Genomic DNA, 12,897 nt, shown 5'->3' on the forward strand with positions numbered 1-12,897 from the left:
AGGGTGACCAACGGGGTTTGGGTGCGCGGGTCGGTGAAGGGGCGGCTCACGGCCACGGCTTCGGTCTCCAGCTGGTTCAGCCCTGGCGCGAAGGTGGTCTGGTTGGGCATGGGGGTGGGGTTGGACGATGCCATCACCTGGCCGTTGCGGTCCACTAGCGTCAAGGTGTCCACCATGGACATCAACTCGGTGCGTGTTTGCAGGGCCCGAGTAGCGGCAGTGCCCACCGTGGGCAGGCTACCTTCGTTCAGCTCCACCTGCATGGCGTGCAGACCAGCGTTCATGCCACGCAGCTCGCGGTGGATTTCGTCGGTCAGGGCCAGCGACAGCATGCTGAGTTCGCGCGACTGGCTGTTGATAGCTTCGCCGCGCAGATGCGTGAGGGCGACAACGGCCACCATCACCAGCGCCACGCCCAGGCTGATGGCCACCATCCACAAGCGGGGCACGCTGGCCCGCAGTCTTTGCCAGATCCATTGCATAGTCAGGGAATCCCTCGGTTGTGGCAGCATGCGGCCATCGTTGATACTTATTGAAACACGAAGTTACCTATTTCACCTGCTTGCACCCGATGACCACCCCCACTGCCCCGCACATTTTAGTAATCGACGACGACCCGAGTATCCGAGAGCTGGTGGTCGAATACCTGGGTGACAACGATCTGCGCGTCAGCGCCGCCGCCTCGGGCCGCGAGATGTTTGAGCTGATAGACCGCGAGGCTATCGACCTGGTGCTGCTCGACCTGAAGTTGCCCGGCGAAGACGGCATGCAATTGGCCCGCGCTCTGCGCGAACGCGCCAGCGTACCCATCATCTTCTTGACCGGTCGCAACGAAGAGGCCGACCGGGTGATGGGCCTGGAGCTGGGCGCCGACGACTACGTCACCAAGCCCTTCAGTCCGCGCGAGCTGCTGGCCCGGGTGCGCGCCGTGCTGCGCCGTTACCAGGTGCAGGCTACGTTGCCCGAGCGCGACAACAGCCGCCGGGCGTTTCGTTTCTCGGGCTGGGAGCTGAATTTGCGCACCCGGCGCCTGGTGTCGCCTGCTGGCGTTTCGGTAGAGCTGTCGAACGGCGAGTTCAGCCTGTTGGGGGCCATGTGCCGGGCCCCGCAGCGGGTGCTGTCGCGCGACCAGTTGCTGTCGATGTCGCGTCTGCACGAGGCCGAGGTCTACGACCGCACCATCGACGTGCAGATTCGCCGTTTGCGCCTCAAGGTTGAGGTGGATTCGGCCAACCCGATGCTGATCGTCACCGAACGCGGCGCGGGCTACCTGCTGGCCAGCGAGGTAGAAACCTTGTATTAACCCGGCAGTACGTCCATAAAAAAAGCGGCTGGAGCCCCAAGCTCCAGCCGCTTTTTTCTAGAAAACCGTTGCTGTTACTTGGTCACGTCGGTAGACCAGATACGCACTTTGCTGAAAACCTTTTTCGCGCCGGGCACCTTGGCGGCGACTTCACGGGCCTGGGTGGAGAGTTCTGCGTTGTTGACCCAGCCGCTGAGGGTGACAACACCCTTCTTGGAGGACACCTTGAGTTTGGCAGCGTCGTCGTTCAGCGATGCTTTCAATGCATCCATCACGGCGGAATTCAGTTCTTTGTCTGCGGGTGTCGCGGCCATGGCGGGCTTTTCGGTGGCCGCCATGCTGGGGCCCACCATAGCGGCGCCTGCAACCAAGGCGAGCAAAATATTAGCGGCGAGGCGGTTCAATTGGATAGCCATGTTGTGTCTCTTTCTTGTCTTACGGGTGGATAAAGAAATAGGCCACTGTTTTTGTGCACCTACGCGGTATAAAAATTTACACGCTCTTCATGGTAGCTTAACTAAGTCTTTGGGAAGTAGGGTTATTAAGTGGATTCGCTTTATTCAAACAGCGCTAACGCGCCCATTCCCGCAGCCCTCAAAAAAAGCCCTTGCCGCGTCCATCGACACGGCAAGGGCCGGTACGCCAGCCGCTGGTTTAATCGGCAAACGTAGACCAGATGCGCAGGTGGCTGTACACGTCGGCCGCACCGGGCACGGCGCTGGCGACGGTGCGGGCCTGAGACACCTGGCGTGCACCATACACCCAGCCGTGCAAGATCAAGGTGCCGTTTTCAGCAGTGACGGTGATGTTTTTGGCCCGGTAGCCCAGCGACTGGTGGATGGCCTCTTGGGCCGAACTCTGCAAAGCCTCGTCGCTGGTAGAGGCCATGCTGGAAGCCACCATCAAGGGGCCGGCGGCTATCGCCAACACGGTGCTGGCGGCGAAGCGGGTCAATGTGCGGTGCATGCTGGTTCCTTGTTGTACGTGGCTCAGCTTAGGCAATCTGCTGACCCAGGGCAAGCAGATCGTCGGCAATCAGTTGTAGGTTTCGCTCGACCAGGTGCGCAGGCGGCTGTAGACCTTGCTGGCTCCGGGCACATTGGCTGCGATATGGCGAGCCTGGGATTCCTGGTCAGGGCCGGTGATCCAACCGCTGAGGGTGACGGTGCCGTCGTTGCTGGAGACCTTGACGTTTTTGACCTGGCTGCCCATCGACTGGCTGATGGCATTGGCCACAGCAGAAGCCAAAGCCTTATCGCCATTGGCGCTGGCACTGGTGCTGGCGGCGCTGGCAACCACCACCGCCTCGGTTCCAGCCATGCTGGAGGCGACGAAAAAAGGGCCAGCCGCCAGTGCGATCAGGGTACTGGTGGCGATACGTTTGAAAGAGACGGTCATGGTGGGTTCCTTGGAAGGTTCGCAGCCACTGTGGTGCGATGCGCTGATCTTCTCGCCCGCAGCGTCGATGTCTGTGACGAACGGGCAATGCCGTGTTGCAATTGCAATCCACGGGTTAACCCTTGTAGTGGCGTGCACCTTAGTCCTACTATCAAAAATAGAGCTGCCTGCGCAGATAGGACGTGCACTAGTGGCTATTTTTGTCTAAAAAACAGCAGAACACTTTACGGTAACTTCACGGGTTATCATGACTGGACAGCCCGGTTTTTTTGCTTATAGGAACCTTCGCACCATGCAAACCTCCACCCGCACCGTCGCCATTGAACGTACCGAACGCCCCTGGGGCTGGTACGAGAACATGTTCGAAGCCCCTGGCCACAAGATCAAGCGCATCGGCGTGCACCCTGGCCAGCAGCTCAGCCTGCAAAAGCACCACCAGCGCGCCGAGCACTGGGTGGTGGTGGTCGGCACCGCCATCATTACGGTCGGTGACAAGGTAGTGGAGTACACCCAGGGCCAGCACGTCGACATCGCCATCGGCGAAGTGCACCGCCTGGCCAACAAGACCACCGAGCCGGTGGAAATCGTGGAAGTGCAGTTTGGCAACTACTTGGGCGAAGACGACATCGTCCGCCTGCAGGACGATTACGGGCGGGAATAGGCGCACCCCCAGACTTCGCGCACTGCGTGTCGCTTTCGCCAACCCCCTTGCAGGGGGCGATACCAGTGGCCCGGCGGAGCCGGTTCCACGGTATCCCACGGCAAATCGGGGATTCCGGCTGTCGTGCCGCGAGTGAGCCTCACACCAAAGGTCGTAAATTCTTCAGCATGTCCTGGACCATCGCGTCCAGGTCGTATTCCGCCTTCCAACCCCAGTCTTTCTGGGCTGCCGTGTCGTCAATCGACCGGGGCCAGCTGTTGGCAATGGCCTGCCGAAAATCTGGCACGCATTCCAGGCTGAAACCTGGCACATAGCGCGCAATCGCTGCGGCGATCTGGTCCGGGGTGAAGCTGATACCGCCCAGGTTGTACGCGCCGCGTTCCCGCACACTGTCACGCGGGGCTTCCATCAGCTCCAGCGTGGCGCGGATGGCATCGGGCATGTACATCATCGGCAGGGCGGTGTCGCCCGCCAAAAAGCTGGTGTAGCGGCCCACTTTGAGCGCTGCATGGAAGATTTCGATCGCGTAGTCGGTGGTGCCGCCGCCGGGCGCGGTCTTCCAGCTCACCAGGCCGGGGTAGCGCAGGCTGCGCACGTCCACGCCGTGGTTGCGCCAGTACCAGTTGCACCAGCCTTCGCCCGCCAGTTTGGAAATGCCGTAGACCGTGCTGGGGTCCATTACGGTGTGCTGCGGGGTCTGGTCGCGCGGGGTACTGGGGCCAAAGGCGGCGATGGAACTCGGCCAGAACACCTTGTCTAGCGCATGCGTGCGGGCCAGCTCCAGCACGTTCAACAGGCTTTTCATGTTCAGGTCCCAGGCCCATTTGGGGTGCTGCTCACCCCGCGCCGACAGGGCCGCCGCCAGCAGGTAGATTTGCGTGACGTGGTGGCGCTCGACCACCTCGGTCAACGCGGATGTTTCGGTGGCATCCAGCATTTCATGGCGCAGGCCTTGGACGCGGCCTTTGGGCACCATGTCGCTGGTGATGACAGCATCCGCGCCATGGCGCTGGACCAGGGCATGGGTCAGTTCGGTGCCGATCTGGCCGTTGGCACCGACGATCAAAATGCGGGTGTTCATGCGGCCACCAGCCCCAGTTCGCGCCCGGCCTGGGTAAAGGCGGCCACGGCCCGTTCCAGATCGGCACGGTTGTGCGCCGCGCTCATCTGCACGCGGATGCGCGCCTGGCCCTTGGGCACCACCGGAAAGAAGAAGCCCACTACATAAACCCCCAGCTCCAGCATCCGCGCCGCCAGCTTTTGCGCCACCACCGCGTCATACACCATGATGGGCACGATGGGGTGTTCGCCCGGTTGGATGTCGAACCCGGCCTGCACCAGGGCGCTGCGGAAGTAGGCGGTGTTGTCGGCCAGGGTGTCGCGCAGGGCGGTGGAGCCCTCCAGCAAATCCAGCACGGCAATCGACGCCCCGACGATGCTGGGGGCCACGGTGTTGGAGAAAAGATAGGGCCGCGAGCGTTGGCGCAGCAGCTCCACCACTTCACGCCGCGCACTGGTAAAGCCGCCCGACGCACCGCCCAACGCCTTGCCCAGCGTGCCGGTAATGATGTCTACCTTGCCAAACACCCCCCGGTGCTCGTGCGTGCCGCGCCCGGTGGCCCCCATGAAGCCACTGGCATGGCATTCGTCCACGCCCAGCAGTGCTCCGTACTGGTCGCACAGTGTGCGCATCACGTCCAGCTGGGCGATGGTGCCGTCCATGGAGAACACGCCGTCGGTAAACACCAGGGTGTGGCGTGCACCGTCGGCTTGGGCCTGCTGTAGCTGCCGTTCCAGGTCGGCCATGTCGTTGTGGGCGTAGCGGTAGCGTTTGGCCTTGCACAGGCGGATGCCGTCGATGATGCTGGCGTGGTTCAGTGCGTCGCTGATGATGGCATCGTCCTCGCCCAGCAGGGGCTCGAACAGGCCGCCGTTGGCATCGAAAGCGGCGGCGTAGAGGATGGTGTCCTCGGTGCCCAAGAACTTCGACAGGCGCGCCTCCAACGTTTTATGGATATCTTGCGTGCCACAGATGAAGCGCACGGAGCTCAGGCCGTAGCCGTGGGTGGTGAGCGCATCCGCCGCTGCCGCCACAACGGCGGGGTGGCTGGACAGGCCTAGATAGTTGTTGGCGCACAGGTTCAGCACCTCGCGGGTGCTGCCGTCGGCCGCCACGGTCTGGATGCGCGGCCCCTGGGCGGTGGAGATCACCCGCTCGGCCTTGTACAGGCCTGCGTCGCGGATGCCTTGCAGCTCGGTTTGGAGGTAGGTGTAGAAAGCTTGGGTGGTCGCCATGGCGGATGTCCTCATGCACAATGCGTTTACAGTAAAACGAAATTGTGCTGTATATCGAACAATAAATCAATATATTGGATAAAACAATGCCACGCTCCCCCAAAGTCCCTCTGGCCAGTACCGAGCCGCCCCGCGTGGGCGACACGCTGGCGGCGCTGCGCCAGGCGCAGGCCTTGTCGCTAGATGCCTTGTCGCGCAAGGCCGGGGTGTCCAAATCCATGCTGTCGCAGATCGAGCGGGCCCAGGCCAACCCTACGGTGGCCGTGGTCTGGCGGTTGGCCAATGCCTTGGGTGTGCCGCTGGGCGACCTGCTGGCCTCTGCGCCACCACCTACCGAGCCCGCCATCACCGTAGTGCCCGCCCACGCCACACCGTCGCTGCGCCACCCGGACGGTGCCTGCGAGCTGCGCATTCTGGGCCCCATTGACCTGGCGGGCCAGTTCGAGTGGTATGCGCTGGCCATCCAGCCCGGAGGCGCGCTGGAGTCGCAGCCGCACGAAGCCGGAACGCGCGAACACCTCACCTTGTTGACCGGCGCGCTAGACCTGGTGTCGGGCGATGCGCAGCAACACCTGCTCCCCGGCGAAACCGCCCGCTACGCTGCCGACCGGCCACACGCCATCCGCAACCCCGGCACGGTAGAGGCTACTGCCTGGCTGGTGGTGGTACACGCGGGGTAAGAACGCAGTTAAACTTTGCGCCGCAGGCACATTGAAACAAATTGCAACGGTATTTACGCTGTAATTCCTTCGCACCAGGGGCATGCTTTTGAGAGTTCGCGCTTTGAGGGGAAAACACATGCAGGGGTCGTGGTGCAGGCTAGATTTCCCAGGCCGTCAAAGCGCGGGCTGCTGTCGGGTATGCGTGGCGTAAACGCCGCGGCTCCTCCTGCGGTTACCGACCTGATGGGGTTGAGCCGCTTCCTGGGCCGTTACCCGCGCGCCGTGGGCATAGTCAGTGGCTACGTGGTGGGCCTGGCCATGGCGTTGAGCGTAGTGCTGGTGGCCCTGCAGGTCCGGCTGCAAGCCATCGACAGCGGCCATGCCCAAGTGATTGCCAGCATGCAGGATCTGCAGACCGACCTTCGCAAGCTGCTGGACGAGCTGAATGCCTCCTACGCCCCGGTGTGCACGCCCGACAACCTGAACCGGCTGCGCAGTCTGATGTTCACCTACCGTTATGCGCGTGACATTGGCCTGCTGAACCCGCAACGCCAGTTGTTTTGCACCACCAATATTGGCCTGCTGGCCAGCCCCAGCGTGGCAAACGAAGGCGGTATCGAGGGCTCAATTGGCCATTACTACCTCCACGCTCCCTTGCCCTTGTCGCAGGGCACGGTGCAGGCAGCCGTGGTGGAGCGGGGGCGCTTCCAGGTGGTGATGCAGCCCAACTCCACCCAGGACACCCGCATCCGCTATGCCGATGCCGTCTGGGCCGGTCGTGCCAACCAGCGCACCCGGGTGTACCAAAGCGCCCGGAGTGCGTGGCTAGACCCCCTGGTCACCCCGCAAACCCCCCATCTGCATCTAGGGGCGGGCCATATCGCTTTGCTGGTGACCAATACGCTACCGGGCGTCAGCCCGATCTCCGTGCAGTCGGTGCTGCTGCCACAAGACCTGTACCAAAACCAAGCCGAGGTGCTGTTCGGGGCCGCCCTGGTGTGTCTGCTGCTGGGGCTGCTGGTGCAGAACGCGGTGACGCTGCGTTGCCAGCATTTCCAGTCCATGGCCTACCGCATCCGCTTTCTGTGCCAGCCCGCCAATGTGGTGTGCCACTACCAGCCCATCATGGACCTGGCCAGCGGCCGAACCATCGGCTGTGAGGTGCTGGCCCGGCTGGATGATGCGGGCCAACTGGTTTATCCAGACCACTTCATTCCGGCCTTGATTGCCGACAACCGCACCTGGGCTTTCGACGCGGCCGTCAGCACGCGGGCACTGCAGGAGTTGGGCGCGGCCTTGCCTGCGCGCGATGTGCCCTTCAAGGTGGCGCTGAACTTCTTTCCGCAAAATCTGCAGCGCGATGCCATCGAACCGCACCTGCGCGCCAGCTTGCTAGCGCTGGGCCGTACGGACCTGCATGTCGAGCTGGAAGTGACCGAATACAACTTCTCGCCCGAGATCGTGCCCGAGCTGCAGCGCCTCAAGGCCGATGGCTACTACATCTCCATCGACGACTTTGGTACCGGCTACTCCAACCTGGGCATGGTCAAACGGGTGGCCCCCGACTTTTTGAAGATCGACAAATCCTTTGTGTTCGAGATGGAGGACGCCAGCCTGCGCTCCAGCCTGATCCCGGAAATCATCGCCATCGCCAAGGCTGTCCACAGCGAGGTGGTGGCCGAAGGCATTGAAAACGCCGCCCAGGTCGACCAGTTGCGTGCCATGGGCGTGCCTTTTGGCCAGGGCTACTACTTCGCCAAGCCAATGCCGTTGGAGGCCTTTTTGGCCTACCTGCGGGCCTGCGATGAGGCTACCGAAGCGGCTGAAGCGGCTAAACCCCCAGCTCTTTAAACACCTCTTTGGCGGTGCGGAAGCTGTCGATGGCCGCCGGTGCGCCGCAGTAGATGGCGGTCTGCAAAAACACTTCTTTGATCTCGTCCTTGCTCACGCCGTTGGTCAGCGCGCCGCGCAGGTGCAGCTTGAGTTCGTGCGGGCGGTTCAGGGCGGTCAGCATGGCCAGGTTCAGCAGGCTGCGGGTTTTGCGGTCCAGGCCGGGCCGGTTCCACACGTCCCCCCAGGCGTACTGGGTTACCAGCTCCTGGATGTCGCGGGTAAAGCCGTCGGCATTCTGGATGGCCGCATCCACGTACTCGGCTCCCAGCACCTCGCGGCGGGTTTGCAGGCCTTTGTCGAATAGTGCTTGGTTCATGGCGATGCTCCGGTCAAAAAAGGGGCAGTGTAGCGGCCACCCGTTTTGCTATGATAAGAGTAGCTGCCAGCGCAGGTGGAATATGCGCTAGGGGCCGATTTGACCAATATGTTGCAGTAGCCCGTCTACCAACGCATCAAAGGCTACGCGGCAGCGCAGGCTGTGGCGCAGGTCTTCGTGCATGGTGATCCAGGTCTCCAGCGGCAGGTTGAAGTGCTCGGGCAGCAGGCGCACCAGATCCGGGTTGCGCTGGGCCAGCGGCACTTGGCATAGGGTGATGCCCGCGCCCGCCTGCAGCAGCGCCCACTGGGCCAGGTCGCTGTCGCTGCGCAGCGTAAAGCTGTTGCGGTTCAGCTGGTGTTGCAAGGTCTTGCCTGCGCTGCGGGTAAACGGGGTTTCCTGGTCAAAGCCGATCAGCGCGTGCTGCGCCAGGTCGGCCGGTGTCTGCGGCGTGCCGTGGCGCTCCAGGTACTGGCGATGCGCGTACAGGCCCAGTTCGATGCTGCCAATGCGCCGGGCCACCAGCAGTGCTTGCTGCGGGCGCACCATGCGCACGGCGATGTCGGCCTCGCGGTGCAGCAGGTCTTGTACGCGGTTGGTCAGCACCAGTTCGATCTTCAGCCCGGGATGTGCTTCGCGCAGGCGGGCGATCACCGGCGGCAGCACTTCCACGCCCACCATCTCGCTGGCCGAAATGCGCACCGTGCCGCGCACGCCTGCACCCTGGCTGGCGGCCGTGCGCTCCAGGGCGGCAGCAGTGCTGTCCATGGCCTCGGCATAAGCCTGTAGCGCCAGCGCCGCCTCGGTGGGCAACAGCCCAGTGGGAGAGCGGGTGAACAGCGCCAACTGCAAGGACTTTTCCAGCGCGGCGACATGCCGCCCTACCGTGGGCTGCGCCACGCCCAATGCACGGGCTGCGCCAGACAGCGAGCCTTCTTTCAAAACGCCTAAAAAGGAGCGGTAGAGCTCCCAGCCAATTGGTGATGCTATGGGTGATGCCATGCATAAATGTATAGCCGATGGCATATCTTCGGCAATTCCATTTGTATAGCTGCCCCGCCAGAATTCTCCCATCAACCACTTTTTGGAGAATCGTATGTCGGCCCACAACACAGTTTTGGTCCTGGGTGCCACCGGCGGTATTGGCGGGGAAATTGCCCGCCAACTGCGCGATGCCGGATGGGCCGTGCGGGCCCTTTGGCGCGCAGCACCCCAGGCGGAGGAAGTGAAAGACGGCATCACCTGGCTGCGCGGCGATGCCATGCACCGGCCCGACGTGCTGGCCGCCGCCCAGGGCTGCGCGGTCATCGTGCACGCGGTCAACCCGCCCGGCTACCGCCGCTGGGCCGAACTGGTACTGCCCATGCTGGACAACACCATCGCCGCTGCCTGTGCCCAGGGTGCCACCATCGTGCTGCCGGGCACGGTCTACAACTACGGGCCGGACGCATTTCCACGGCTGACCGAAACCTCGCCCCAGCATCCCGAGACCCGCAAGGGCGCGATCCGCGTGGCCATGGAGCAGCGGCTGCAAGCGGCCACCCAGCAGGGCGCACGGGTGTTGATCGTGCGGGCGGGTGACTTCTTCGGCCCGCAGGCCGCGCAGAACTGGTTTTCGCAATGTCTGGTGCAGCCCGGCCAGCCGGTGCGCACCGTGCGCAATCCTGGCCGCGCGGGCGTAGGCCACCAGTGGGCGTACCTGCCAGACGTGGCGCGCACGGTGCTGGCCTTGCTGGCGCGCCGCAATAGCCTGGAGGCATTTGCCAGCTTCCACATGGCTGGCCACTGGGATGCAGACGGCACGCAGATGGCGCAGGCGATTGGCCGTGTCGTGGCCCGGCACACCGGTACCCCGCCGCGCACTGCCGGTTTCCCGTGGTGGTTGACGGCCCTGGCTTCGCCCTTCGTCGCCACGCTGCGCGAGATGCGTGAAATGCGCTACCTGTGGCAGATGCCGGTACGGATAGACAACGCCCGGCTCACGGAGCTGCTGGGGGCCGAGCCGCACACGCCGCTGGATGCGGCGGTGGATGCGACGCTGGTGGGCCTGGGCTGCTTGCCTGAAAGGACCGGTTTACCGATACCGAGATTTGCTATCTAATAAGTAGCTACTCGCGCAGGTGGAATATGCGCTAGAGCCCGATTTGATGCTGAAAATCAAGTGTAGCGTTTGCTGCGCAGGTTGTTTTTGATCTCTTGCAACTTCGGCTGCAAGGTGGTGCCACCGATGCGCAGGGCCACGCAGGTGGCCAGGATGTCGATGATCATCAGGTGCAGCAGGCGCGACACCATGGGGCTGTAGCGCTCGTAACCTTCGGGGTGGTTGGCAGCGAGGTGCACATGCCCGGCAGCGGCCAGGGGCGAGCCGCTGGTGGTGATGACGATGGTGGTGGCACCGTTTTTACGGGCGATATCGCAGGCGTCCATCAGGTCGCGGGTGCGCCCCGAGTTGGAGATCACCACCACGCAGTCGCCCGGGCCCAGCATGGACGCGCCCATCACTTGCATGTGGCCGTCGCTGTAGGCAATGGCGTGCACGCCCAGGCGGAAGAACTTGTGCTGTGCGTCTTGCGCCACGATGCCGGAATTGCCCGCGCCGTAGAACTCGATGCGTTTGCCGGTTTTGTAGGTTTCGGCCAGAATTTCGGCGGCTTTTTCCAGCGCCGTGGTGCTGGCTTCGTTGCGGTATTTGAGGAAGGCGGCGACGGTGTTGTCGATCACCTTGACCATCACGTCGCTGGTTTTGTCGTCCAGGTCCACGCTGCGGTGGATGAAGGGCACGCCCTCGCTGACGCTGCCCGCCAGCTTGAGCTTGAAGTCGCTCAGCCCGTCGTAGCCCATGCTGCGGCAAAACCGCACCACGGTGGGTTTGCTGACGTGGGCCCGGTCACTGAGCTCGCTGACCGGCAGGTTGGCAAAGGCGCGCGGGTCGGCCAGCACCAGCTTGCCCACCCGTTGCTCCGCCGGCGCCAGCGACGAGAGGGAAGCTTTGATGCGATCGAGCATGGATTAGGACTCTTCGCTCCAGCAGTAACCGTCACGGGCAATCATGGCGCTGGCAGCACTGGGTCCCCAGGTACCTGCGCCGTAGGGGCGGGGACCGGCGGCATCGTTCTTCCAATGTTCGATGATGGGCTCGACCCAGCGCCAGGCTTCTTCTTGCTCGTCGCTGCGCACAAACAGGTTCAGGCGGCCGTCCAGCACGTCGAGCAGCAGGCGCTCGTAAGCACCCACACGTTCAGAACCGAAGCGTTTGTCAAAGTCCAGATCAAGCTGCACCGGGGCCAGCGACTGGCTGGCCGAACGGCTGCGGTTGCCCTGGGCTTGCGCCAGCAGGTGCAGCTCCAGTCCGTCCTTGGGTTGCAGGTTGATGACCAGGCGGTTCGCCGCGCCCACCGGGGCGTTGAAGATCGGGTGCGGGGTTTGGTGGAAGTTGACCACGATGTGCGCATCGCGTCCGGCCAGGCGCTTGCCGGTACGGATGTAGAAGGGCACACCGGCCCAGCGCCAGTTGGCGATTTCGGTGCGCAGCGCGACGAAGGTTTCGGTCTGGCTGTCGGGGCTCACGCCCAGTTCTTCGCGGTAACCGGGCACAGCCACGCCGCTGGACTTGCCCGCGCTGTACTGGCCGCGGATCACGTGCTGCGACAGGGTTTCGGCCGTCCAAGGCTTGAGGCTGCGCAATACCTTGAGCTTTTCGTCACGGATGGCATCGGCGTGGGCGTTGATGGGCGGCTCCATGCCGATGGCGCAGAGCAGTTGCAGCGCGTGGTTTTGCACCATGTCGCGCAGCGCACCGGTGTTTTCGTAGAAGGCACCGCGCTTTTCCACGCCCAGGTCTTCGGCGATGGTGATCTGGATGTTGGCGATGTGTTCGCGCTTCCACAGCGGCTCGAACAAGGCGTTGCCAAAGCGCAACGCAAACAGGTTTTGCACCGAGGGCTTGCCCAGGTAATGGTCGATGCGGAAAACCTGGTTTTCCTTGAAACAGCGGCGCACGGTCTCGTTGATGGCGCGGTTGGAGGCCAGGTCGTGGCCCAGCGGCTTTTCCAGCACGATGCGGGTGTGGTCGGTGTTTAGGCCGGCCTGCGCCAACTGTTCGCAGACGGTGGTGAACAGGGCGGGTGCGGTGGCCACGTACATCACGATGGAACCGGCGTTGCGGGCTTCCAGAATGGATTTCAGCGCGGCGTAGTCATCGTGCTTGGACAGGTCCATGCGCTGGAATTCCAGCAGGGCGGCAAAGCGCGCAAATTCTTCGGCGTTGGGGCGCTTGGATTCTTCGACGCTGTTGAAGCGCGACTGGATTTGCTCACGGTACTGTTCGTGGCTGAGGTCGTCGCGGCCCACACCAATGATGCGGCCACCC

General features: G+C 63.2%; 15 protein-coding genes. 5 read left to right on the forward strand and 10 right to left on the reverse strand.

The features are described 5' to 3' along the window. The coding region (locus tag ABI213_RS22180) for a PDC sensor domain-containing protein (RefSeq protein WP_348028700.1) at positions 1–482 on the reverse strand (482 nt) is incomplete at its 3' end. An 89-nt stretch (positions 483–571) separates the two neighbouring features. Here ABI213_RS22180 and ABI213_RS22185 point away from each other — a divergent pair. Beyond that, positions 572–1,303: a response regulator gene (locus ABI213_RS22185; RefSeq protein WP_348007943.1), complete on the forward strand. Its 732-nt coding sequence runs from the start codon at positions 572–574 to the stop codon at positions 1,301–1,303. 74 nt (positions 1,304–1,377) lie between these two features. Here ABI213_RS22185 and ABI213_RS22190 read toward each other — a convergent pair whose 3' ends face one another. The 3 genes from ABI213_RS22190 to ABI213_RS22200 form a co-directional block, all read right to left on the reverse strand. After that, positions 1,378–1,719 (reverse strand): BON domain-containing protein, encoded by a 342-nt coding sequence (locus tag ABI213_RS22190; protein ID WP_348007944.1) that lies wholly within the window; start codon positions 1,717–1,719, stop codon positions 1,378–1,380. Between the two features lie 238 nt (positions 1,720–1,957). After that, positions 1,958–2,269, reverse strand: coding sequence for a BON domain-containing protein (locus ABI213_RS22195; RefSeq protein WP_348007945.1), 312 nt, complete (start codon positions 2,267–2,269; stop codon positions 1,958–1,960). Between the two features lie 69 nt (positions 2,270–2,338). Then, entirely contained in the window at positions 2,339–2,701 is a 363-nt protein-coding gene (locus tag ABI213_RS22200; protein WP_348007946.1) for a BON domain-containing protein, read from the reverse strand. A gap of 292 nt (positions 2,702–2,993) precedes the next feature. Between ABI213_RS22200 and ABI213_RS22205 the strand changes: the two genes are divergently transcribed. After that, entirely contained in the window at positions 2,994–3,362 is a 369-nt protein-coding gene (locus ABI213_RS22205) for a phosphomannose isomerase type II C-terminal cupin domain (RefSeq protein WP_348007947.1), read from the forward strand. A 139-nt stretch (positions 3,363–3,501) separates the two neighbouring features. Here ABI213_RS22205 and ABI213_RS22210 read toward each other — a convergent pair whose 3' ends face one another. Together ABI213_RS22210 and kbl are read right to left on the reverse strand one after the other, a co-directional pair. Then, positions 3,502–4,443 carry an NAD-dependent epimerase/dehydratase family protein gene (locus ABI213_RS22210; RefSeq protein WP_348028702.1) on the reverse strand — a complete coding sequence of 314 codons (942 nt, stop codon included), beginning with the start codon at positions 4,441–4,443 and terminating at the stop codon, positions 3,502–3,504. Then, positions 4,440–5,657 (reverse strand): glycine C-acetyltransferase, encoded by a 1,218-nt coding sequence (gene kbl / locus ABI213_RS22215; protein WP_348007949.1) that lies wholly within the window; start codon positions 5,655–5,657, stop codon positions 4,440–4,442. The genes ABI213_RS22210 and kbl overlap by 4 nt, the downstream gene beginning before the upstream one ends. Positions 5,658–5,743: 86 nt before the next feature. Here kbl and ABI213_RS22220 point away from each other — a divergent pair, with 86 nt between their 5' ends. Together ABI213_RS22220 and ABI213_RS22225 are read left to right on the forward strand one after the other, a co-directional pair. Next, positions 5,744–6,337, forward strand: a complete 594-nt coding sequence (locus tag ABI213_RS22220) for an XRE family transcriptional regulator (protein WP_348007950.1) — start codon at positions 5,744–5,746, stop codon at positions 6,335–6,337. 180 nt (positions 6,338–6,517) lie between these two features. Next, the gene (locus ABI213_RS22225) at positions 6,518–8,170 is read left to right on the forward strand and encodes an EAL domain-containing protein (protein WP_348007951.1); all 1,653 of its coding nucleotides are present in this window, start codon (positions 6,518–6,520) and stop codon (positions 8,168–8,170) included. Here ABI213_RS22225 and pcaC read toward each other — a convergent pair. After that, complete coding sequence (gene pcaC / locus ABI213_RS22230; RefSeq protein WP_348007952.1) at positions 8,151–8,528, reverse strand: 4-carboxymuconolactone decarboxylase; 378 nt, start codon at positions 8,526–8,528, stop codon at positions 8,151–8,153. The two genes, ABI213_RS22225 and pcaC, sit on opposite strands and share 20 nt — an antisense overlap. A gap of 87 nt (positions 8,529–8,615) precedes the next feature. Further along, positions 8,616–9,530 carry a LysR family transcriptional regulator gene (locus ABI213_RS22235; RefSeq protein ID WP_348007953.1) on the reverse strand — a complete coding sequence of 305 codons (915 nt, stop codon included), beginning with the start codon at positions 9,528–9,530 and terminating at the stop codon, positions 8,616–8,618. Between the two features lie 94 nt (positions 9,531–9,624). On the opposite strand from ABI213_RS22235, the gene ABI213_RS22240 reads away from it, so the two are divergent. Next, positions 9,625–10,629, forward strand: a complete 1,005-nt coding sequence (locus ABI213_RS22240) for an NAD-dependent epimerase/dehydratase family protein (RefSeq protein WP_348007954.1) — start codon at positions 9,625–9,627, stop codon at positions 10,627–10,629. Between the two features lie 56 nt (positions 10,630–10,685). Here ABI213_RS22240 and ABI213_RS22245 read toward each other — a convergent pair whose 3' ends face one another. Continuing rightward, a complete protein-coding gene (locus ABI213_RS22245) occupies positions 10,686–11,534 on the reverse strand; it encodes an SIS domain-containing protein (protein ID WP_348007955.1) in 849 nt (282 codons plus the stop codon). 3 nt (positions 11,535–11,537) lie between these two features. After that, positions 11,538–12,897 (reverse strand): glucose-6-phosphate dehydrogenase (gene zwf / locus ABI213_RS22250; RefSeq protein ID WP_348028704.1); only part of this gene is annotated, 1,360 nt, incomplete at its 5' end.

Source organism: Rhodoferax sp., assembly GCF_039922535.1.
Classification (GTDB): Bacteria; Pseudomonadota; Gammaproteobacteria; order Burkholderiales; family Burkholderiaceae_C; genus Rhodoferax_B.

Excerpts from the sequence above, each read along its gene's own strand:
- ABI213_RS22185 (WP_348007943.1), top strand. The coding sequence starts at position 572 with ATGACCACCCCCACTGCCCCGCACATTTTAGTAATCGACGACGACCCG.
- ABI213_RS22190 (WP_348007944.1), bottom strand. The coding sequence starts at position 1,719 with ATGGCTATCCAATTGAACCGCCTCGCCGCTAATATTTTGCTCGCCTTG.
- ABI213_RS22195 (WP_348007945.1), bottom strand. The coding sequence starts at position 2,269 with ATGCACCGCACATTGACCCGCTTCGCCGCCAGCACCGTGTTGGCGATA.
- ABI213_RS22200 (WP_348007946.1), bottom strand. The coding sequence starts at position 2,701 with ATGACCGTCTCTTTCAAACGTATCGCCACCAGTACCCTGATCGCACTG.
- ABI213_RS22205 (WP_348007947.1), top strand. The coding sequence starts at position 2,994 with ATGCAAACCTCCACCCGCACCGTCGCCATTGAACGTACCGAACGCCCC.
- ABI213_RS22210 (WP_348028702.1), bottom strand. The coding sequence starts at position 4,443 with ATGAACACCCGCATTTTGATCGTCGGTGCCAACGGCCAGATCGGCACC.
- kbl (WP_348007949.1), bottom strand. The coding sequence starts at position 5,657 with ATGGCGACCACCCAAGCTTTCTACACCTACCTCCAAACCGAGCTGCAA.
- ABI213_RS22220 (WP_348007950.1), top strand. The coding sequence starts at position 5,744 with ATGCCACGCTCCCCCAAAGTCCCTCTGGCCAGTACCGAGCCGCCCCGC.
- ABI213_RS22225 (WP_348007951.1), top strand. The coding sequence starts at position 6,518 with ATGCGTGGCGTAAACGCCGCGGCTCCTCCTGCGGTTACCGACCTGATG.
- pcaC (WP_348007952.1), bottom strand. The coding sequence starts at position 8,528 with ATGAACCAAGCACTATTCGACAAAGGCCTGCAAACCCGCCGCGAGGTG.
- ABI213_RS22235 (WP_348007953.1), bottom strand. The coding sequence starts at position 9,530 with ATGGCATCACCCATAGCATCACCAATTGGCTGGGAGCTCTACCGCTCC.
- ABI213_RS22240 (WP_348007954.1), top strand. The coding sequence starts at position 9,625 with ATGTCGGCCCACAACACAGTTTTGGTCCTGGGTGCCACCGGCGGTATT.
- ABI213_RS22245 (WP_348007955.1), bottom strand. The coding sequence starts at position 11,534 with ATGCTCGATCGCATCAAAGCTTCCCTCTCGTCGCTGGCGCCGGCGGAG.